Below are 18,090 nucleotides of genomic sequence, written 5' to 3' on the forward strand. Positions count from 1 at the left end.
TCTAACGGTCATCCAGTCACTGAGCGCCGGGCCAGGATGGAATCTGCCCGGGCTTTGGCGACGGGGAATATTGATTCCCGCGGCACGGCTCTTCGGCAAAGCCGCTTCAATGCAGAATTTCGATGGGGCGAGGGAACCGCACAGGGCCATGCCGCGTCATAGAAGCGGGCTCCTGCTGCGGTCCTGGGAGGACATCGATGATCAGGCTCCTCCTCGTATTTGCCGCCACGCTTGCCCTTGCATGCGGCGTGGCCCGCGCGGCCAGGCTCGATCCGGCCACCGTCAATCAGGCCCAATTCACTGTCGGCGAACCGAAGGGTGTCGATCCGATGCTGCTGAAGGCGCAGATCCTTCTGGATCGCGCCCGCTTCCCGCCGGGCCTGATCGACGGTCGCCTTTCCCAGAACTTCGCCAAGGCCGTCGCCGCGTTTCAGGCGGCAAACGGACTTCCGCCCGATGGCAAGCTCAGTCCACAGACCTGGAGCAAACTCATCGCAACCTCCGCCAAGCCGGTGCTGGCGAGCTATGAGGTGATGCGCAAGGATGTGCGTGGACCGTTCACCCGGCGTATTCCCGCCCGCTTGGAGGGGATGGCTCGCTTGCGGCGGCTCGGCTACCGCAATGCGGTGGAGAGATTGGCCGAGCGCTTCCATGTCAGCGAACAATTGCTGAGAATGCTCAATCCGGGCACCAGCCTCAGGAAGCCCGGCAGGACCTTGGTGGTGCCTGACGTCGACCGAGGCGACGCTCCCGCCGGCGTCGCCACCATCGAGGTCGACAAGGGCGCTCGCCTGGTGCGTGTGCTCGACCGTGCCGGCAAATGGCTGGCGGTCTACCCCGCCTCGATTGGGAGCGAGGAGAAGCCGGCGCCAAGCGGCATGGCAGAGGTCAGGCGCGTGGTGCACAACCCTACCTATCACTACGATCCGGACTTCGCTTTCAAGGGGGTCAAGACCAAGCGGCCCTTCACCATCGCTGCCGGGCCGAACAATCCCGTGGGATCGGTCTGGATCGACCTTTCCATCGAAAGCTACGGCATCCACGGCACGCCCGAACCAGGCAAGATCGGCACGACCTTTTCGCATGGCTGCATCCGGTTGACCAATTGGGATGCCGAAGACCTTGCCTCCATGGTGCAGCCGGGCACCAAGGTCGAGTTCAAGGACGAGATGGCGCAGGCCGCCGACGAGCGTGTTCAGTAGCAAGGCCGACTTGGCAGCAAGGCGGATTTGGCAGCAAGGCGGATTTGGCGGCAAAGCGGATTTGGCGGGGTGTTCTCCGCCTCGGCCGCTCAAGTCCCGGCGCGACGCAGCCGGTGAGCCATCTGCGACAGTTCACCTTCGCCAAAAATGCCGTCCAGCATATGCAGCAATTCGCGCACCGCCCCGGATTTGCAGGAATAATAGATCATTTGCCGATCGCGGCGGGTCTCGACAAGGTCGGAAGCCCTGAGCTTGGCCAGATGCTGTGACAGGGCGGATTGGCTGAGCGACACCTTCTCGGCTATGGCGCCGACCGACATCTCGCCCTCGGCCAGATAGCTCATGATCAACAAACGCTTTTCGTTGCCCATCAGCGTCAGAAACGCAGCCGCGGTTCCGGCGTTGGCGACTAGTTTGTTCGAGACCATAGATCCCCCATGCCTTCTTGCTCATCCGCCGCTATGGGGGCAATAGCGTCGGATTCCATAGACTTTCCCTATAGATGCACGCCAGCGATTCAGCGTCACTCGCAAAGGTAGAACATTTCGCTCAAATCTCAAGGCTTGCTTTCCATGCAAGCCGATTAACTGTGCGGCTGTGATTAATTTGCCGATCGGGCAGCCTTTGCCATGTCGACCAGGACAAGCCTGAGGTCGCGCGCCGCTCTCAGCGGCTCGGGGAAGAAAACCCGACAGACATTGTCGCCCGATACGAGATCCATCCCGTCCGCGTCGAACCCGGTGACGATCCAGCCGTCGCCCCCGGCTCCGCCGAAATGACTTGCGTAGAGGGCAATCGCATCGAGATGGTCGGCGTTCATATGGTCGAGTGCCGATTGCTCGCCGGCGGCAAGCTCTTCGACGATCGCTCCCGTCGCGACCAGATCGGTGCGGTCGAGCAGATAGGCCTTGCCGAAGCCTCCGTTCAGGCTGGCGCGCTCCGGTTCGAGCCGGAAGATCGAGAAGTCGCCGAGCCCGGCATAGAGTTTTGCCTTGGGGTTGCGGTTGAGGTAGCGCCGCTCGGCGCGGGCGTGTTCGTTCGATCCGCGTTCGAGCCGCACGGCGCGGCAGACGAGCGTCAGTCGCGGATGCGCCAGCGGATCGCCCTTGCCGGGTTCGCCGACGAGCAACGAGCAGCGCGGGTCGGCAAGGATAGCGCCGGTGTGGGCGGACAGCATCGAGACCAGGATCAATGGCGTGCCGTCGATGTCGGTGGCGACGCCGACGCGGCTGGCCAGCGGCGAACCGGTCCCTGGTTCGAGCACCGCCATCGCGCCGAAACGGGCGCTGCGGATCAGCGTCTTTGCCAACCTGATCGCCTCGGCGTCGGTTGCGCGGATCACATCTTTCCTGGGTTCGTCCAAAGCACCACCGTCGCTTTTATTTCGGCGCCATGCGTATGGCGCCATCGAGGCGAATGGTCTCGCCATTGAGCATCTGGTTCTCGACGATGTGCAAGACAAGTGCCGCGTATTCCGAAGGCTCGCCCAAACGGGAAGGGAAGGGTACTGCGGCGCCGAGCGAATCCTGCACCTCCTGCGGCATGCCGGCCATCATCGGCGTCCCTGAAGATGCCAGGCGCGATGGTGCAGACGCGAATGCCAAAGCGGGCGAGATCGCGCGCCACCGGCAGCGTCATGCCGACGACGCCGGCTTTGGACGCGGAATAGGCCGCCTGGCCGATCTGGCCGTCATAGGCCGCGACCGATGCGGTGTTGACGATCACGCCGCGCTCGCCGCCCTGTAGCGGTTCGAGCCTCGCGGTCCGGTCGGCGACCAGGCGGATCATGTTGAAGGTGCCGATCAGATTGACCTCGATCACCTTGCGGTATTGATCGAGTGGGTGCGCTCCATCCTTGCCGATCGTCTTCAAGCCGATGGCGATGCCGGCGCAATTGACCAGAATGCGCGGCTCGCCGAGCGTCTCACCCACTCCCGCGACAGCAGCGGCACCGCTCTCCGCGTCGCTCACATCACATTGGACGGCGATGCCGCCGATGTCGGCCGCCACCTTGGCCGCCCGGTCAATGCCGAGATCGAGGACGGCAACCCTGGCGCCACGGACGGCAAGAGCGCGCGCCGTCGCCTCGCCAAGGCCAGAGCCGCCGCCGGTGACGATCGCAATCTGGCCGTTCGGGTTCATCTTGACGTTCGCCTCCCTGCCCAGACTAATGCTGCGAAGCCACCGTGCCAACAGCGCCGGAACGGTCACGCCATCGCGGCGATGTGCTCGGCAATCCTTGCCTGGTCGGCGTGGCAAACCTCGCCCACCAGCCTTGCCACCGCGCCCGGCATGATCTCGTGCGCCAAAAGCCGATCGGGATCGACCGGACGCGGCATCGAGATCTGCCCGCGCGGCAGCCTCTTGAAGCCGAGCGGGCCGTAATAGGGTTCGTCGCCGACCAGCATCACGGCAGGCGCGCCGGCCTTGGCGGCGGCTTCCAGCGCGATTGCCACCAGCTTGCGGCCAATGCCGAGATTTTTGAAGGCCGGCCGCACGGCGAGCGGCCCGAGCATCAGCGCGCGGCCGGCACCGGCGGCGATACGCGTCATCCGTACCGAGGCGACGACGATTGCGCCGTCGACGGCGACGAATGACAAAGCGCGTTCGTGCGAGCCAGCTTGGCGGATCTTGTAGGCGGCAAGCACGAAACGGCCCGGCCCGAAAGCCTCGTTGTTGATGGCGTCGATTTCAGGATCGTGCGCCGGAGTTTCCGGCAGGTATTTCACGTCGGCAAGGCTCATGGTCTTTGCGTTCCGGTATACGAGGAAAGGTTTGCTGCAAGCGGCAGCGTTCGCCAGTCAGCGCTTCATCAAGCGCGGGCGCTCTTTCGTCGTCGGTCGAACCGGATCACGGCAAAGTCAAACATGCGGATGTCCGCTACCACCAATTTTCAGCCGCCGCAATCGGCCGGCGCAGCCGACATGCACTCGACGCAGCCGTTGACGATCTGTTCAGCGTCGGGGATTTCCGCGGGGCCGCTTGCTGCCCTACATCGGGTAGGAACGCGAAAGGATATTTCATGGGATTGCTAGTCGAAGGCCAATGGCAGGACCGCTGGTACGATACCGGGGAGAGCGGCGGGAAATTCGTGCGCGCGCAGTCACAGTGGCGCGACTGGGTGACCCGCGACGGCGCGCCGGCCGAAGGGCGAAAACGCGGCTTCAAGGCCGAGCCCGGCCGCTATCACCTCTATGTCTCGCTCGCCTGCCCGTGGGCGCATCGGACGCTGATCTTTCGCGTGCTCAAGAAACTCGAGGACGTGATTTCCATCTCGGTTGTCCATCATTTCATGGGCGCCGACGGCTGGACGTTCCTGGCCGAGGACGGCGCCACCGGCGACACGCTCTACGGCCTCGATTTCCTGTACCAGATCTACACCAGGGCCGATCCCGGCTATTCGGGCCGGGTCACCGTTCCCGTGCTGTGGGACAAACGCGAGCAGACCATCGTTTCGAACGAATCTTCCGAGATTATCCGCATGCTCAATTCGGCGTTCGACGAATGGGGCGATGCCAAGCTCGATTTCTATCCGCAACCGTTGCGCGGCGAGATCGATGCGGTCAATGCGCTGGTCTATCCCGCGGTCAACAATGGCGTCTACCGTGCCGGCTTCGCCACCACGCAGACAGCCTACGAGGAGGCGTTCGGCGAATTGTTCTCGGCGCTCGACACGCTGGAGGACCGCCTGTCAAAACAGCGCTATCTCGTTGGCGGCCGCATCACAGAGGCGGACTGGCGGCTGTTCACGACACTGGTCCGCTTCGACCCGGTCTATGTCGGCCATTTCAAGTGCAATCTGCGCCGCATCGCCGACTATCCGAACCTGTCGAATTATTTGCGCGACCTCTACCAGGTGCCGGGCGTCGCCGGCACGGTGAATTTGCACCACATCAAGGCGCATTATTACCGCAGCCACGAGACCATCAACCCGACACGGATCGTGCCCGTCGGGCCAGAGCTCGACTATGGCGCGCCGCATGACCGCGACAGGTTCAGGAAGGCGGCTTGAAACCACCGACCGCGAGCTGGTTACTGGAAAGGCTCCGCATCGAGTTGGGCCCGTCTGGCGCGACTGGCCTTCAGAAAGATTTTGCCGAGTTGCTTGTTGAAGCCGATCGCGTTGAGGCAAAATCCAAAAAGCGCAAGTATTGCCAGAACTAGTATCCAGGCTCCGGCGGGGATATCTTCCAAGCTCGTCGGCGCGACGCCGATCAGCACCGAGAACAGTAGGCAAACGATTGAAAACAACAACGATGCAGCTGTTGAAAGAATGACTATTTTCCAATACTCACTTCGCTCAAATAGTCTTCCATGTCGTTTTATGAATGCTGAGTAGGAGAAAGAAGATGATGCGAATATTATAGCTAAATTCACGGCCGTTGCCGTGCTCTTTTCCACGGATGGAAGCAGGTACACAAAGGATACCCATGAAACGTACAATACTATTGTTGCAGAAATATAAATTCCAACATAACGCCAAATATTTACGGCTTCAATCTTGTCAGCTGGCATTTGTTTCCCCTGAATTCGACGCAAAATAAAGTCTTGAGTTCCAAATGCAAGAAAATTCTCTGCTGTGAAGTCACCAGTGGGGCGAGGCCGCGGCGTTTCCAAAAATCTCCGCGATGCGCCGCAAAGTTGCCGGTGTCGTGCCCTCCGGCAGACGATCGAGCGAAAAGAAGCCGGCCTCAGCGATCTCGCGGTCGGGCAGTTTGGGTGCTTTCTGGTTGAACTCCTCGACCAGATAAAGGCCGACATGATCGCGGCGGCTGGCGCGGCGGTTGAAATGCAGCGATTTCAGCACCGGCGGTCCGGTCAGCGCGATGTTGCCTTCCTCGGACAGTTCGCGCGCCAGCGCCTCGATCATGGTCTCGCCCGGCTCAACGCCGCCGCCCGGAAGATGCCAGCCCGGAACATAGGTGTGGCGGATGAGGAAGACCGAATTGGAGGCTCGGTCGTGGATCAAGCCGCGCACGCCGAGCGTCATCGGCCGCCGCAGTACGAAGTACAGGTGAAACAGCCTTGCCCTGAGGCCCGGCCATCCGGTCTGGCGCAGGGCTTGCTCCGGATCCGGCGTCGTCATCGTCCGCGAAACCGTGAGTGGAAAGCGGCGCGCGCCTCGCCTATGAAGAAAAGATGTTCAGGCTCGCGCATATTTCCGATGTCCATCTGGGGCCGCTCCCCGATGTAACCTATCGCGATCTCGCCTCCAAGCGCGTGGTCGGCTACGTCAATTGGCAGCGCAACCGCCGCCGCCACATGCACGACGCCGTCATCGACACGATCGTCGCCGACATGAAGGCCAGCGGGCCGGACCATCTCGCCATCACCGGCGACCTGGTCAATCTGGCGCTCGATGGTGAGCTCGAGATGGCCAAGCACTGGCTGGAGACGCTTGGCTCGCCCAACGACGTGTCGGTCGTGCCGGGAAACCATGACGCCTATGTGCCGGGCGCCTTCGACAAGACCTGCCGGTCGTGGGCGGCGTGGATGACCGGCGACGGCATCAATACGCCGGTCGACCGCAACACCTTTCCGTATCTGCGCGTACGCGGCGATGTTGCGCTGATCGGCGTCTCCACGGCGCGAGCCACGGCTCCGTTCATGGCCAACGGCTTCTTTCTGGAAGGCCAGGCGGAACGGCTGCGCGGCATGCTCGACGCCACAGGCAAGCGCGGCCTGTTCCGGGTGATCATGATCCACCACCCGCCGATGCGCGGCGCCGTTTCGCAGAACAAGCGGCTGTTCGGCATCTCGCGCTTCCACAGGGTGCTTCACCGGCACGGCGCCGAGCTTGTGCTGCATGGCCATTCGCATGTGCCGTCGCTGTTCTTCATCGGCGCCCGCAAGACAAAAATCCCGGTGGTCGGCGTCGCCGCTGCCGGGCAGGCCCCCGGCAGTTCGCATGCGCCGGCGCAATACAATCTGCTCGACATCGACGGTGAAAAAGACAATTGGCGGATCAGGCTGACGCGCCGCGGCCTGACCGGGCCGGCATTGCCGCCCAGCGACCTGCAGACGCTGGAGCTTGGCGTCGAGGCCGAGGCGTCGATGGCTAGAGCAATTCCAGGAAAAGTGTGAAGCGGTTTTTCGGAATTGCGTCAGAACAAAGAGATAGAGCCGTTCAGCATTTCGGTGAAACGCTGAACCGCTTTAGAAGCTGATTTTCATCGCGACGATGCGGTCCCAGAACAGTACGAGCGAAATCGCCAGGCCGACCAGGGCGCCGGCGGCGATCAGGCCGAGGCCGGAAAAGAACGCCGACCAGCCGTTGCTGCGCGCGGCGATCTGCAGCGGCGGCTCGGCCTCCGCCACCAGGGCGCGTTTGAGGCCGGCGACGGCTTGCTCGATGCCGCCTTCCATCATTCTCTGGCGTTCGACAACGCGCTCGGCGACATAGCGCGTCACCTGGTCGGCAACGACCTTCATGTCGGTCGATTCGGCAAGGACGACGCGGCCGATGCGCGTGTCCTTGAGAAAGCGGTAGGTGCGGCGGTCGCGTCCCATGGCGACATGGCTGACGGCGTCGATCCACAGCCGTGGCTGCAGGCCGGACGAGACGGCGAAGTCGAAACTGTCCATGTCGGTGGGCACGTCGCCGAAGACCGGCGCGAGTTCGGCGGCAAGCAGATCGAGCCGCATGCGATGCGCTTCGCGCATGTCGACGACGACGTCGTCGCGGTCAGCGAAGGAGTTCTTGACGTCGCGAATGGCATCGGACAGTTTTCGCGACTGATCGATCTGGGTGATGTTCTCGCCTGCGTCCTTCATCGGCGTTGCCTCGCGGGTTTGGTTAACACCGAATTAACACAGCCGCCGGCAAAATGCACTTGCCAGATCGACGGGCCGGCAAGGGTTCGGTGGAAGGAGCACCTGCGCCGCGGCCGTCCCGCGCGAGGGCGGATCAGCTCGCCGCCGCAGCCAATTCTGGACGAAGCCGCCTGCTGCGGCGCCGCATGTTGCGACGGACAGCCTCGACGACCAGGCCGGGCGCTTCCTCGACCAGCATATGGCCGGCTTCCAGCACGTGGTGCAGATGAAAATGCTCCGGCAGGCCGTCCGCCTGGCTGACGGGCAGCATCGCGTCGTCGGTTCCCCAAATCACCATGATTGGCATATTCAGCGTTTCAAGCCGCTCGCTTGGGATGACGCCTTGCCGATCATCCCTGGTCATGGCGGCCGCGAGCTCGACAAGTGTCCGTAGCTGGCCGGGACGCTGCCGCATCTCGTTGACGAGATCGACCCTACGCTGCGAAGGTCGGCTTTGTGGTCCCGACATGTCGGCAAGACAGGCGCGGATTTCATCCGTGCCGGCAGCGGCGGCGTAACGACGCAGCAGCGGACCATTGATCTCAGGACCGAAACCGCCCGGCGCCAGCAGCGTCAGCGAGGCTATTTTTTCCGGCTCGTTCAATGCCATCAGGGCGGCCACGGCGCCGCCCATCGAATGGCCGACGAGATGGGCCCGCTTAATCCCGCGAGCGGAAAAATCCGTAAGGACGGCACTGGCTGCAATCCCGGCCGGACCGCCGCCCGGAAAATCGAGTGACAGCCCATGCCCCGGCAGATCATAGGCCAACGTCCGCGCGCCGAGTGCCAGGGACGCGGCCACCTCGCGCCAGTCGTCGTGGCAGCCACCGAAACCATGCAGCAAGGCGATGGTTGTCGGGCCGGTGCCCCGTTCGGCGGCGTACAGGGATGGGGTCATGCAAACTTTATGGCTTGGTGCCGGGATCAGTCAGGATGCCGGGGGCGGTCCTAAGCGGATCAGTCTTTGTGGGAGGTCAGACTTATGCGGAGATCAGTCTTATGCGGGATCAGATTGGCCAGTTCAAATTGTGTCTGAATTGCGCTTTGGCCGTCCGGATGGCCAGTAAAATCTTCGCGATCACCTGACGTCGTGCACGCGCCGGGCGACGTCAGCTGGCGCCGCCAAGCCCGGCGGCGCGCAGGGCTTCCACCAGCCGGTTGGTCAGATCGGCGGGATATCTTCGTTCGACGAAAGTTGCGCGCGGATCGGCTGCGAATTTCGGGAATTTGGTGGTCAGTTCCTGCAGCAGCCTGCTCGCCAGTTTCTCGCGGCCGGCAGCCTTGGCACCGATCAGCCGCGCGGCCAGATAATGCGATTTCATTTCCGTCGTTCGCAAGCCGTCGCCGGCAAGCGTCGCCTTGTTCATGTCGCCCATCATGAACTCTCCGGCGAACAGCCCGTAATCCCACCATGTCGGATGGGCGCTGGCGATGTCCACGGCGTGAGCGATGATCGGGGTGCCCTCGCTGTACCTGCCGGCGAAAACCAGCCCGTAGCCATAGGCGGCGGCCATAGCGAGATCATAGGGATTGAGCTCATAGGCCTTGCGCATCCAGCGGATCGATTCCGCGGAATCGCCCATGCGCGAGTTGAGATAACCAAGGGCGCGGTGCGCGTAGGGGCTGGTCGGGCCCATCTGGATGGCGCGATGGGCAAACGTCATCGCTTTGTCGATCGTCGCGTCGGCTGGGTAGGGATAGTGGTCGGTGACCGCTTCAAGATGCAAGGACGCGAGTTCCGAATAGACGAGGGACGACTTCGCCTTCCCGTTGGCAAGATCTTCGAGGCAGCGGTAGGCGGCTTCGTGCGTCTGGGCGTTCTGGTCGAGATAATATTTGCCGTTGAGCACCAGACACGCCGTCAGCCCGGTCTGGATGCCGCTCTGCTCGATGTAGTTGTAGATCGTGCCCGAGGCGGGAAGAGCCGAGCTCAAAATGCCGGAGATCTGGTCCTCGATGGCGGTGTTCGCGCTGTCGCCGGCGGTCAGGTTGCGTGACAGCAGCACGCGGCCGGTCGCCACGCTTTGCAGCTCGAGCATGATGTCGCCGCTGCGCGGCCCGGGCAGGACATCGAATACGAAGCTGGTGGCGTCGGTAACTGGATCGGGCGGGTTGTCGGCATCACGGCCGATGAAATTGATGGTGTCGAAGCCGCTAAGGCCGGCGCGCAGCGATGCGGCGACACGACGAGCCACGTCGCTGTCAGCCTTGATGGCGATGTAGACCTGGGGAAGGTTTTCAACCGGAGGCGCTGCAATGCTGGCGGTCGCCACCGCGGTCTCGACCGCCGTGTCGCCGCCGGTCAGCAATACCACGCTGCCCTGGCGAAGGATCAGCACACCCAGCATGAGGATGACCAGTGCGATCGCCAGCCAGAAGAACTGCAAATGCCGCTGCAGCGAAGGTGCAGCAGGGGCGACGGCTGGAACGCTCAGCAATGCAGCCGGATGTGCCCGGTTGCGGGCATCTTCCGGCGATCCGGGCGGGGCGTTTGTCGCCTCCTCTGTCGCCGGCTGCGGCTTGCTCTTTGCCTCCACCTCCGCCGGCAAGCGAATGGCATTGAGTTCGTAGGATGGAACATAGCCGCCGCGTGGAATGGCGATGCGGACCGGTTCGGCAACGCCCTCATTGGCGAAATACTGCTGCAGAAGCTCGCGCAGCCTGCCGGCCTGCACCCGCACCACCGCATCGGTCGACGGATCGAAATCGCCGTCCTTGCCGAAGACGTCCATCGCTATGGAGAAGCCCTTGAGCCGGTCGGCTTCGCCTGCCTGCTCGCGCTCGACGAGATAGCGGAGCAGCTTGCGCGCGCGCTCGGATCGTCCGAACGTTTCGCTGGCAAGCAATCGCTCCAGCGTTTCGCGCACTGCGGGGGCGGCAGGCGTGGTATGCTGCAAGTGTCGATCCCTTCGAATTCGGCACAGGTTGAGGTACAATCATATAGCGCTGGCGGCGCCTTACAAGCGTGTGCTTATGGTGCGATAGCGTACCCACCGGATAAAAGTCCGGTGGGCCGATGGCGCGAGTCTGGCAGTCTCGGCTAGCCGAGCTTTCGGCCGACGATGCGGTTGGCGGCCGAAACCACGGCTTCGAGCGAGGCGGCGACGATGTTGGTGTTGATGCCGGCGCCGAACAGCTTGCCGTCCGGATATTCCATCTCGACATAGGAAATGGCCGAGGCATTCGAGCCGCGCTGCATGGAATGCTCGGAATAATCCAGCACCGACATCGGCACCCCGACATGGCGCGACAGCGCATCGACGAAGCCGTCGATCGGGCCGGTGCCGGTGCCTGATATGGTCACCTCCTTGCCTTTGTCGAGGATCACCGCTTCGACCACGCGCCGGCCCTTGACCTCGGTGTCGGGGTAGGTGTGGTGGTCGAGGAACTTCAGCCGCGCGCCGGGCTGGTCGACATAGGTATCGAGAAAGCGCTCGTAAATGCGCCTGGCCGGCACTTCCTTGCCTTCGGCGTCGGTGATCGCCTGGATGGCCTGGCTGAACTCGATCTGCAGGTTGCGCGGCAGGTTGAGGCCGTAATCCGCATGCAGCACATAGGCGATGCCGCCCTTGCCGGACTGCGAGTTGATGCGGATGATGGCTTCATAGCTGCGGCCGACATCGGCCGGGTCGATCGGCAGGTAGGGCACCTCCCAGTGCGGCGTGTTGGCCTTGCGCAGCGCCTTCATCCCCTTGTTGATGGCGTCCTGGTGCGAGCCGGAAAAGGCGGTGTAGACGAGCTCGCCGACATAGGGATGGCGCTCGGGGATCTTCAGCTGGTTGGAGTATTCGTAGACGTCCTTCATGCGGTTGATGTCGGAGCAGTCGAGCTCGGGATCGACGCCTTGCGTGTACATGTTGAGCGCCAGCGTGACGATGTCGACATTGCCGGTGCGCTCGCCATTGCCGAACAGCGTGCCTTCGACGCGGTCGGCGCCCGCCATCAGGCCGAGTTCGGTGGTGGCGATGCCGGTGCCGCGGTCATTGTGCGGGTGCAGCGAGATCAACAGGTTCTCGCGGTTGTCGAGATTGCGGCACATCCATTCGATGCGGTCGGCATAGATGTTGGGCGTCGACATCTCGACCGTGGAGGGCAGGTTGATGATCAGCTTGTTTTCCGCCGTCGGCCTGACGATCTCGGTGACCGCGTTGCAGATCTCCAGCGCCACTTCGAGCTCGGTGCCGGTAAAGCTCTCCGGCGAGTATTCGAAACGGTAGCCGCCGCCGGCCTTCGCCGCCATGTCCGTGATCATCTTGGCCGCATCGGTGGCGATCCGCTTGATGCCGGCGACGTCCTTCTCGAAGACGACGCGGCGCTGCAGCTCGCTGGTCGAGTTATAGAAATGGACGATCGGGGTGGTGGCGCCCTTCAGCGCCTCGAAAGTGCGGGTGATCAGTTCCGGCCGGCACTGTACCAGCACCTGCAGCGAGACGTCGGCGGGCACGTTGCCTTGTTCGATGCACCAGCGGGCGAAATCGAAGTCGGTCTGCGAGGCCGACGGGAAGCCGATCTCGATCTCCTTGAAGCCCATGTCGAGCAGCAGGGCGAACATGCGCGCCTTGCGTTCCTGGCCCATCGGATCGATCAGCGCCTGGTTGCCGTCGCGCAGGTCGACCGAGCACCAGATCGGCGCCTTGTCGATCACTTTCGAAGGCCAGGTGCGGTCGGCAAGGCCGACGGTCGGATAGGGTTGGTATTTGCGGGCAGCGTCCGGCATGCCCCTCGCGGGCTTGGTGGTTTCCTCTACATTCAGACGGATATCTTCTCGTGCGTTCATCATCTTTTCTCCCGGCGGCTCACGGATCCAGCTTCAGGCGGATTGGTGGCGAGCGGCGCCTTTACCAGAATTTCGTTCGCTTGATGTGACGTGCCAATTTGCAGACTGGCCAAGGAGCGTGCGCGTGCGCGGCGAATTCGACCGCCGGGCGCTCCTTCAGCGAACCCGGCGATCGCCGATAAGGCCGAGAGGCAGCAGGGTGGAGGCAAGCGCGCGAACGGTCTGGCCGGCAATGCCGGTCGGACGGGACGCAAAAGAGGTGGCGCGCGGGCTCATGGCGGTTTTCATACAGGAGCAGGCAAAGCGAGGCAAGTGGGAGCCTCGCTGTCGGCTTGGGGCTTCTCGATGCCAGAGAAATCAATCAAACGGATGACCGAAGCCGGCGCTGCCCTCACTCGGGGCGGCGCAAACCTGTCGCGATTGTCCGGGGTAGCCACATTTTGTTCTTGCTTTGTGCCGGCAGCTATGCTACTAATCTGGGTATGGGCTAATTGGCTCCAACGACCCGCCTCCCGAGGCGGGTTTTTATTTTCGGCGTCATGCTTCGAGGACTACCCTATCGTCCCATCCGGCCGCTCCTTCCAGAGCACCGGAATCCGGTCCAGGAGGAAAGACATGGACACGCCCGATCCCATCCGCCGCTTTGTCGAAGCCACCAATGCCGGCGACACCGAAGCCTTCCTGGACAGTTTCACGCCGGATGCCTTTCTGAGCGATTGGGGCCGGTCGTTCCGGGGCCGCGAGCAGATTGCGCGCTGGAACCAGTCGGACAATATCGGCGTGCAGTCCAGGTTCAGCATCCTCGGCATCGCAGCAGCGGACGGCACCTGCCCGTTCGCATCGCCGTCGAAGGCAACGGTTTCAACGGCGAGGGCGATATGGTCTTCACGCTGGACGGCGAGCGTATATCGAGCCTGGTGATCAGCTGACGCAGCCCAGCTGGTCTTTACTCCCGCAGGCTTCTCGCCACCAGCCGCGCCACGCTTGGGCCGACCAGAAGCACGATCAGGAAGCGTGCCGATTGCAGCGCCATGACGAAGGATATGTCGACATGCTGCGCGGCGGCGGCGATGATGGCGACGCTGTCCATGCCGCCCGGGCTGGTTGCCAGATAGGCGGTCAGCGGATCGATGCCGAGCAGGCGGCTGATCAGGAAGGCGAGGCCGCCGCAAAAGCCGATCAGGGCAATGATCGAGCCGACGATCTGCGGCAGCGCGCGGGCCGCGTGGCGCAAAATGGCCCTGGTGAAATTCAGGCCGATGCTCCAGCCGATCATCGTATAGCTCAAGGCAAGCAGCCAGGGCGGCAACTGCATGGTCACGCCGAGCCCAAGATGGATCACGGTGCCGAAAATGAAGGTGCCGAGGAAGAACGGCGACGGCAGCCGGAAAAGCTTTCCCGCGAGGCCGCCAACCAGCGCCACCCCGAAAGTCGCGGCCAAGCCTTGCGGGTCGACCGGTGGGAACCAGACGATGGCCGGCACCTCGATGCCCGAGGTGTCGACCCAGAGCTTGGCCACCAGGGCTGCCGTCATCGAGACGCAGATGACGCGCAGATAAAGCATGAAGGCGACGAGGCGCTGGTCGGCGCCGAACGCACCGGCCATCAGCACCATGGCGGTGGCGGCGCCCGGCGACGAGCCCCAGACCGCGGTGGTGCCGGGCAGGATGCGCCAGCGGCTGATCAGCCAGCCGAGCAGGCTGGATGCCGCGACCGTCGCCATCACGACCCCAAGGAACAGCGGCCATTCCTTGTAGAAGACGGGAAAGATATCGGCCGAGATGGAACTGGCGACCAGGCAGCCGACGACCGCCTGGGCTGAGCCGAACAGAACCCGCGGCACGCGCACCGTGGCGCCGTTGGTGCCGGCGACGATGGCCGCCAGCATCGGTCCGATCAAGAGCGCGGCCGGCAGGGCGGCGAGTTCCAGCGCGCCGGCAAACAGCACCGAGACCACCACCAGGACGGGCCACTGCCAGGCCTTGTGGATCCGCGCCAGGTGCTCGATGGCCGGCGGGTTGGGGGAAGAATCCATAGATGGGCTCTTAGACCGGCCGCGAAAAAATGCGAACCCTTTTTGCGGGGTTGGCCTTGGGTGACGACTGCACTACGGCTTCTGTGGCGATCCTTCGCGCCCCTCTCTGTCCTGCCGGACATCTCCCCCACGAGGGGGGAGATCGGCTGTTCCAGGGCCCCGCTCATTCCTGTGGCGTTTGGCGATTGGCGAAAGCCGAGATGACGGACAATCTCCCCACTTGAGGGGGAGATGGCCGGCAGGCCAGAGGGGGGCGCTGTCCCGCCGGCCTCTCCCTCTATTCCGCCTTCACTGGCAAGCCGAACCCGCCAACAGGATGCGTCTCCACCTGGAACTCGAACCCGGCGATGATCGGCCGTGCCTTGGCGATTGCCGCCTGGATTTCGGGCAGCTGCAGCGAAGCCTTGTGGCTTTCGGCATCGGTCCACACCTCGGTCACCCAGATCGCGTCGGCATCGGCCGGATCGGTGGCGATGATGTAGTTCAGGCAGCCGGGCATGGCGCCGGTGCTGGCGAGCAGGATATCCATCATTGCGTCACGCTGGCCGCGCATCGCCCGCATCTTGCCGATCAGTCCGTACATTCGCTTTGCTCCGTTGAGATGACGCAACCAGGAGTATGCAGTTCGCCGTCTACGGCATCAACTGCCCGCCATTGACCTCGATCACCTGGCCGATGATGTAGCCGCTCAACAGATCGGAGGAGAGGAACAGATAGGCGCCGACGCAGTCCTCGGCCGTGCCGGCGCGGCCCTGCGGGATGGTGGCGATCATGCCTTTCATCTGGTCGTCGGTCGAGTAGCGCTCGTGGAAAGGGGTGGCGATGGTGCCGGGCGCCACCGCGTTGACGCGGATGTTGAAGCCGATCAGCTCCTTGGCCATGCCGCGCGTGACGTTGGAGACGAAGGCTTTGGCCGAGCCGTAAAGGCCGGCGCCGCCACCGGCGCCGTTGCGCGCGGCGATCGAGGAGGTGTTGACGATGAAGCCGCCCTGCCGCTTCAGCCATGGGATCGCCTTGCGCGAAGCTGTCAGCACGGAACGCGCGTTGAGATCCATCACCGCGTCGTAATGCGCTTCGGTCTGCTCGGCATAGGGCACGCGGCCGAGCATGCCGCCGGCATTGTTGACGAGGCCGTCGAGCCGGCCGAAATGTTGCGCACTGTCCTCGACAACGCGCTCGACATCGGCGGGGATCGAGAAATCGCCCTGGGCGAGGAACACGTCGCCGCCGCCGTTGCGAATGGTCGCGGCCAGGTTTTCGGCAGCCGTACGGCTGGAATTGTAGTGCAGCGCGACGCGGCATTTCTGCGCGGCGTAGGCAAGTGCAAGCGCCGCGCCGATGCCGGTCGAGGCGCCGGTGACCAGCACCGCCTTTCCGGCAAGGTCGGGGATGACCAGAGAGGGGCTGACAAGGGTGGTGGTGGCTGGCACGTCTATTCCTCCGGGGGACTCTGCCTGCTCTTCGTAGGCCCTCGCAGTCCTCGCATTCAAGTCCGTAAAAGTTTAGAGTGGTTCACTGTTTCACGGAAACGGCGAACCGCTCCTTCTTTGTCTTGACGCAATTCCGGACGGAAAACCGTTTCACACTTTTCCTGGAATTGCCCTATGGCCTGAGATAGGCGTAGCCCTGGCGTTGCAATTCGGCGAGCTTGACGACGCCGCCCCTGTCGGCTGCATGGAAGCCGTCGAGCAGGTCGGCCAGGCCGATATCCATGCCGTGCATGGTGTTGGCGCAAGCGTGCGGGCTGAGCCCGTCCTGGACAAGGCCGGCGAATCGCCCGGAAATGGCGGCCGATATGCCCTTCGACTTGAAGGCGGCAAGTGCCGGGCCGTGCACGACAAGCGCGATGTCGACATTGCCGTCGGTGCCTTCGAAGTGGTTCTTGATGTTGCCGAGCACGAAATTGACCTTGTCGAGGTCGCTGAGGTGATAGGCGACCTTTTGCCTTTCCTCTTCGACGGCCTTGACTTCAATGGCTGCCGCCTTGGTCGGGCGCAGCCCGAAAAGCCCGGCAACTCCGGCAAGACCGACGCGGAAAATATCGCGGCGTCGCATGGCTTCATCTCCCATTTGGCCGGCCGGCGCAAATTGCGTGGCCTCGGCCGCGATCCTAGCATAAATTGACGCCACGTCTTGTCGGGGCAATGGAGGGGTAGCATGACGTCGAGGACCATAATGGGGACCATTGTGGGCGCCGGAGTTGGGGTTGCCTTGCTTGCCGCCGTCGCCGGCGCTGCTTTCGCCGATGACATGCTCAAACTCACCGAGCTCAGCCCGGACGGCAAGGACGCCTGTTTCGGCCGCGTCTACGACGCCGCGCATCTCAAGTCGCATCCGCACCAGAAGGTGGCGCGCATCTTCTTCTATTACGGCCGCGATCCGGTCAGCCGGCCAAACGAGGAGCCAAGCGCCGGCATCGACTCCTCCTACAATGGCTTCATGGCGACGACGGTGCGCGGCGCCGAGGCGCCGGAATGGCTCGGTGGCTGGTGCAGTCATGAGTCGGAGGATGGCAAGACCGGCCCGATCCGCTGCGGCATGGACTGCGACCGCACCATGGCTTCGCTGAAGGTCGACGACAAAGGCCGGCTGATTGTCTCGGACGTGCAGCCCGACCTCTATCTCGACGCCGGCTCGGAAGACGAGCTCGGCAAGGCGGAGTACGAAAGGCAGGCGCTGGGCAAGGACGATAACGGCTTCAGGCTCGACCCGATGCCGGCCGCGACCTGCAAGGCGGAGTTCGCGCGCATCGACCCGATCGATCCGGCCCTTGGCCCGCCATTGCGCGAGCGACTGAAGCCGGACCAGGCCTTCTGCTACGGACGCGACTACGACGCCGCGCATCTCGGCTCGCATCCCGATCAGCTGACCCAGTCGATCAGGGTTTTCCGCGGACCGGTCGAGCTGGCGTCTTTCGCCAAGGAGGGCGATCCGGCCAATTGGCCAAGCGGCGCCGACATCGCCGTTTCGGTTACCACGCGGCAGAAATCGGCCAAGGTCACGCAGGCCTACAACTGCCAGGGCGAGGGCGACCAATGGCGCTGCGCGGCGAGCGCGAAGACGGGTGCTGCCTCCTGCGATATCGCGCAAAAGGAGGTCTTCCTTCGCCGCGGCGCCAACGGCACGATGATGCTGGCCAACCCGAACAGCGGCCTGCCGATCGTCGACCTGTGCTCGAAGGCGGCGGCAGGCGACACAATGTCCGACGACAAGGTCTACCGGCTGCAGCCGATGCCGCAGGCTGCCTGCGGGCTTTGAGCAGT

General features: G+C 63.4%; 18 protein-coding genes and 1 pseudogene. 5 read left to right on the forward strand and 14 right to left on the reverse strand.

Going from position 1 to position 18,090, the window contains the following annotated elements; genetic code table 11:
• Window positions 1–197: 197 nt before the first annotated feature.
• Window positions 198–1,202, forward strand: coding sequence for a L,D-transpeptidase (locus tag NKH17_RS13515; RefSeq protein ID WP_352902396.1), 1,005 nt, complete (start codon window positions 198–200; stop codon window positions 1,200–1,202).
• A gap of 89 nt (window positions 1,203–1,291) precedes the next feature.
• Here NKH17_RS13515 and NKH17_RS13520 read toward each other — a convergent pair whose 3' ends face one another.
• The 4 genes and pseudogenes from NKH17_RS13520 to NKH17_RS13535 all read right to left on the reverse strand — a co-directional run bounded on the left by NKH17_RS13520 (window position 1,292) and on the right by NKH17_RS13535 (window position 3,946).
• Window positions 1,292–1,630, reverse strand: a complete 339-nt coding sequence (locus NKH17_RS13520) for an ArsR/SmtB family transcription factor (protein ID WP_254819124.1) — start codon at window positions 1,628–1,630, stop codon at window positions 1,292–1,294.
• Between the two features lie 173 nt (window positions 1,631–1,803).
• The gene (locus NKH17_RS13525; protein WP_352902412.1) at window positions 1,804–2,610 is read right to left on the reverse strand and encodes a HugZ family pyridoxamine 5'-phosphate oxidase; all 807 of its coding nucleotides are present in this window, start codon (window positions 2,608–2,610) and stop codon (window positions 1,804–1,806) included.
• Window positions 2,582–3,344: pseudogene (locus tag NKH17_RS13530) on the reverse strand (3-hydroxyacyl-CoA dehydrogenase). The gene NKH17_RS13525 and the pseudogene NKH17_RS13530 overlap by 29 nt, the downstream one beginning before the upstream one ends.
• 65 nt (window positions 3,345–3,409) lie before the next feature.
• Window positions 3,410–3,946 (reverse strand): GNAT family N-acetyltransferase, encoded by a 537-nt coding sequence (locus NKH17_RS13535; protein ID WP_352478064.1) that lies wholly within the window; start codon window positions 3,944–3,946, stop codon window positions 3,410–3,412.
• Window positions 3,947–4,224: 278 nt separating this feature from the next.
• Between NKH17_RS13535 and NKH17_RS13540 the strand changes: the two genes are divergently transcribed.
• Complete coding sequence (locus NKH17_RS13540; protein ID WP_352902393.1) at window positions 4,225–5,214, forward strand: glutathione S-transferase family protein; 990 nt, start codon at window positions 4,225–4,227, stop codon at window positions 5,212–5,214.
• 20 nt (window positions 5,215–5,234) lie between these two features.
• Here the strand turns inward: NKH17_RS13540 and NKH17_RS13545 are convergent, their stop codons facing one another.
• Window positions 5,235–5,717, reverse strand: coding sequence for an ABZJ_00895 family protein (locus tag NKH17_RS13545; protein ID WP_352902392.1), 483 nt, complete (start codon window positions 5,715–5,717; stop codon window positions 5,235–5,237).
• 70 nt (window positions 5,718–5,787) lie between these two features.
• Entirely contained in the window at window positions 5,788–6,288 is a 501-nt protein-coding gene (locus tag NKH17_RS13550; protein WP_352651074.1) for an NUDIX domain-containing protein, read from the reverse strand.
• Between the two features lie 53 nt (window positions 6,289–6,341).
• Here NKH17_RS13550 and NKH17_RS13555 point away from each other — a divergent pair, with 53 nt between their 5' ends.
• Complete coding sequence (locus NKH17_RS13555; protein WP_352902410.1) at window positions 6,342–7,286, forward strand: metallophosphoesterase family protein; 945 nt, start codon at window positions 6,342–6,344, stop codon at window positions 7,284–7,286.
• Window positions 7,287–7,358: 72 nt separating this feature from the next.
• On the opposite strand, the gene NKH17_RS13560 is transcribed toward NKH17_RS13555, so the two are convergent.
• The 4 genes from NKH17_RS13560 to leuA all read right to left on the reverse strand — a co-directional run bounded on the left by NKH17_RS13560 (window position 7,359) and on the right by leuA (window position 12,792).
• Window positions 7,359–7,976 carry a hypothetical protein gene (locus NKH17_RS13560; RefSeq protein WP_352902389.1) on the reverse strand — a complete coding sequence of 206 codons (618 nt, stop codon included), beginning with the start codon at window positions 7,974–7,976 and terminating at the stop codon, window positions 7,359–7,361.
• Window positions 7,977–8,109: 133 nt separating this feature from the next.
• Window positions 8,110–8,913 carry an alpha/beta fold hydrolase gene (locus NKH17_RS13565; protein ID WP_352902386.1) on the reverse strand — a complete coding sequence of 268 codons (804 nt, stop codon included), beginning with the start codon at window positions 8,911–8,913 and terminating at the stop codon, window positions 8,110–8,112.
• Between the two features lie 211 nt (window positions 8,914–9,124).
• On the reverse strand, window positions 9,125–10,912 hold the full coding sequence (locus tag NKH17_RS13570) for a tetratricopeptide repeat protein (RefSeq protein WP_352902383.1): 1,788 nt from the start codon (window positions 10,910–10,912) through the stop codon (window positions 9,125–9,127).
• 143 nt (window positions 10,913–11,055) lie between these two features.
• Window positions 11,056–12,792 (reverse strand): 2-isopropylmalate synthase, encoded by a 1,737-nt coding sequence (gene leuA / locus NKH17_RS13575; RefSeq protein ID WP_352902380.1) that lies wholly within the window; start codon window positions 12,790–12,792, stop codon window positions 11,056–11,058.
• A gap of 615 nt (window positions 12,793–13,407) precedes the next feature.
• Here leuA and NKH17_RS13580 point away from each other — a divergent pair.
• Entirely contained in the window at window positions 13,408–13,713 is a 306-nt protein-coding gene (locus NKH17_RS13580; protein ID WP_352902377.1) for a nuclear transport factor 2 family protein, read from the forward strand.
• Window positions 13,714–13,738: 25 nt separating this feature from the next.
• On the opposite strand, the gene NKH17_RS13585 is transcribed toward NKH17_RS13580, so the two are convergent.
• The 4 genes from NKH17_RS13585 to NKH17_RS13600 all read right to left on the reverse strand — a co-directional run bounded on the left by NKH17_RS13585 (window position 13,739) and on the right by NKH17_RS13600 (window position 16,882).
• Complete coding sequence (locus NKH17_RS13585) at window positions 13,739–14,827, reverse strand: AbrB family transcriptional regulator (RefSeq protein ID WP_352753419.1); 1,089 nt, start codon at window positions 14,825–14,827, stop codon at window positions 13,739–13,741.
• A 277-nt stretch (window positions 14,828–15,104) separates the two neighbouring features.
• Window positions 15,105–15,410: a putative quinol monooxygenase gene (locus tag NKH17_RS13590; protein WP_352478046.1), complete on the reverse strand. Its 306-nt coding sequence runs from the start codon at window positions 15,408–15,410 to the stop codon at window positions 15,105–15,107.
• A gap of 49 nt (window positions 15,411–15,459) precedes the next feature.
• The gene (locus NKH17_RS13595) at window positions 15,460–16,257 is read right to left on the reverse strand and encodes an SDR family NAD(P)-dependent oxidoreductase (RefSeq protein ID WP_352902372.1); all 798 of its coding nucleotides are present in this window, start codon (window positions 16,255–16,257) and stop codon (window positions 15,460–15,462) included.
• Between the two features lie 172 nt (window positions 16,258–16,429).
• On the reverse strand, window positions 16,430–16,882 hold the full coding sequence (locus NKH17_RS13600; protein WP_352800139.1) for a DsrE family protein: 453 nt from the start codon (window positions 16,880–16,882) through the stop codon (window positions 16,430–16,432).
• 102 nt (window positions 16,883–16,984) lie between these two features.
• Here NKH17_RS13600 and NKH17_RS13605 point away from each other — a divergent pair, with 102 nt between their 5' ends.
• Window positions 16,985–18,085, forward strand: a complete 1,101-nt coding sequence (locus NKH17_RS13605) for a hypothetical protein (RefSeq protein WP_352902369.1) — start codon at window positions 16,985–16,987, stop codon at window positions 18,083–18,085.
• The last annotated feature ends 5 nt before the right edge of the window (window positions 18,086–18,090 follow it).

Source organism: Mesorhizobium sp. M1334 (assembly GCF_040317995.1).
GTDB lineage: Bacteria > Pseudomonadota > Alphaproteobacteria > Rhizobiales > Rhizobiaceae > Mesorhizobium.

Bases quoted from the DNA above. Each gene is read 5' to 3' on its own strand.
- NKH17_RS13515 (WP_352902396.1), top strand. From the start codon at position 198: ATGATCAGGCTCCTCCTCGTATTTGCCGCCACGCTTGCCCTTGCATGC.
- NKH17_RS13520 (WP_254819124.1), bottom strand. From the start codon at position 1,630: ATGGTCTCGAACAAACTAGTCGCCAACGCCGGAACCGCGGCTGCGTTT.
- NKH17_RS13525 (WP_352902412.1), bottom strand. From the start codon at position 2,610: ATGGCGCCATACGCATGGCGCCGAAATAAAAGCGACGGTGGTGCTTTG.
- NKH17_RS13535 (WP_352478064.1), bottom strand. From the start codon at position 3,946: ATGAGCCTTGCCGACGTGAAATACCTGCCGGAAACTCCGGCGCACGAT.
- NKH17_RS13540 (WP_352902393.1), top strand. From the start codon at position 4,225: ATGGGATTGCTAGTCGAAGGCCAATGGCAGGACCGCTGGTACGATACC.
- NKH17_RS13545 (WP_352902392.1), bottom strand. From the start codon at position 5,717: ATGCCAGCTGACAAGATTGAAGCCGTAAATATTTGGCGTTATGTTGGA.
- NKH17_RS13550 (WP_352651074.1), bottom strand. From the start codon at position 6,288: ATGACGACGCCGGATCCGGAGCAAGCCCTGCGCCAGACCGGATGGCCG.
- NKH17_RS13555 (WP_352902410.1), top strand. From the start codon at position 6,342: ATGTTCAGGCTCGCGCATATTTCCGATGTCCATCTGGGGCCGCTCCCC.
- NKH17_RS13560 (WP_352902389.1), bottom strand. From the start codon at position 7,976: ATGAAGGACGCAGGCGAGAACATCACCCAGATCGATCAGTCGCGAAAA.
- NKH17_RS13565 (WP_352902386.1), bottom strand. From the start codon at position 8,913: ATGACCCCATCCCTGTACGCCGCCGAACGGGGCACCGGCCCGACAACC.
- leuA (WP_352902380.1), bottom strand. From the start codon at position 12,792: ATGAACGCACGAGAAGATATCCGTCTGAATGTAGAGGAAACCACCAAG.
- NKH17_RS13580 (WP_352902377.1), top strand. From the start codon at position 13,408: ATGGACACGCCCGATCCCATCCGCCGCTTTGTCGAAGCCACCAATGCC.
- NKH17_RS13585 (WP_352753419.1), bottom strand. From the start codon at position 14,827: ATGGATTCTTCCCCCAACCCGCCGGCCATCGAGCACCTGGCGCGGATC.
- NKH17_RS13590 (WP_352478046.1), bottom strand. From the start codon at position 15,410: ATGTACGGACTGATCGGCAAGATGCGGGCGATGCGCGGCCAGCGTGAC.
- NKH17_RS13600 (WP_352800139.1), bottom strand. From the start codon at position 16,882: ATGCGACGCCGCGATATTTTCCGCGTCGGTCTTGCCGGAGTTGCCGGG.
- NKH17_RS13605 (WP_352902369.1), top strand. From the start codon at position 16,985: ATGACGTCGAGGACCATAATGGGGACCATTGTGGGCGCCGGAGTTGGG.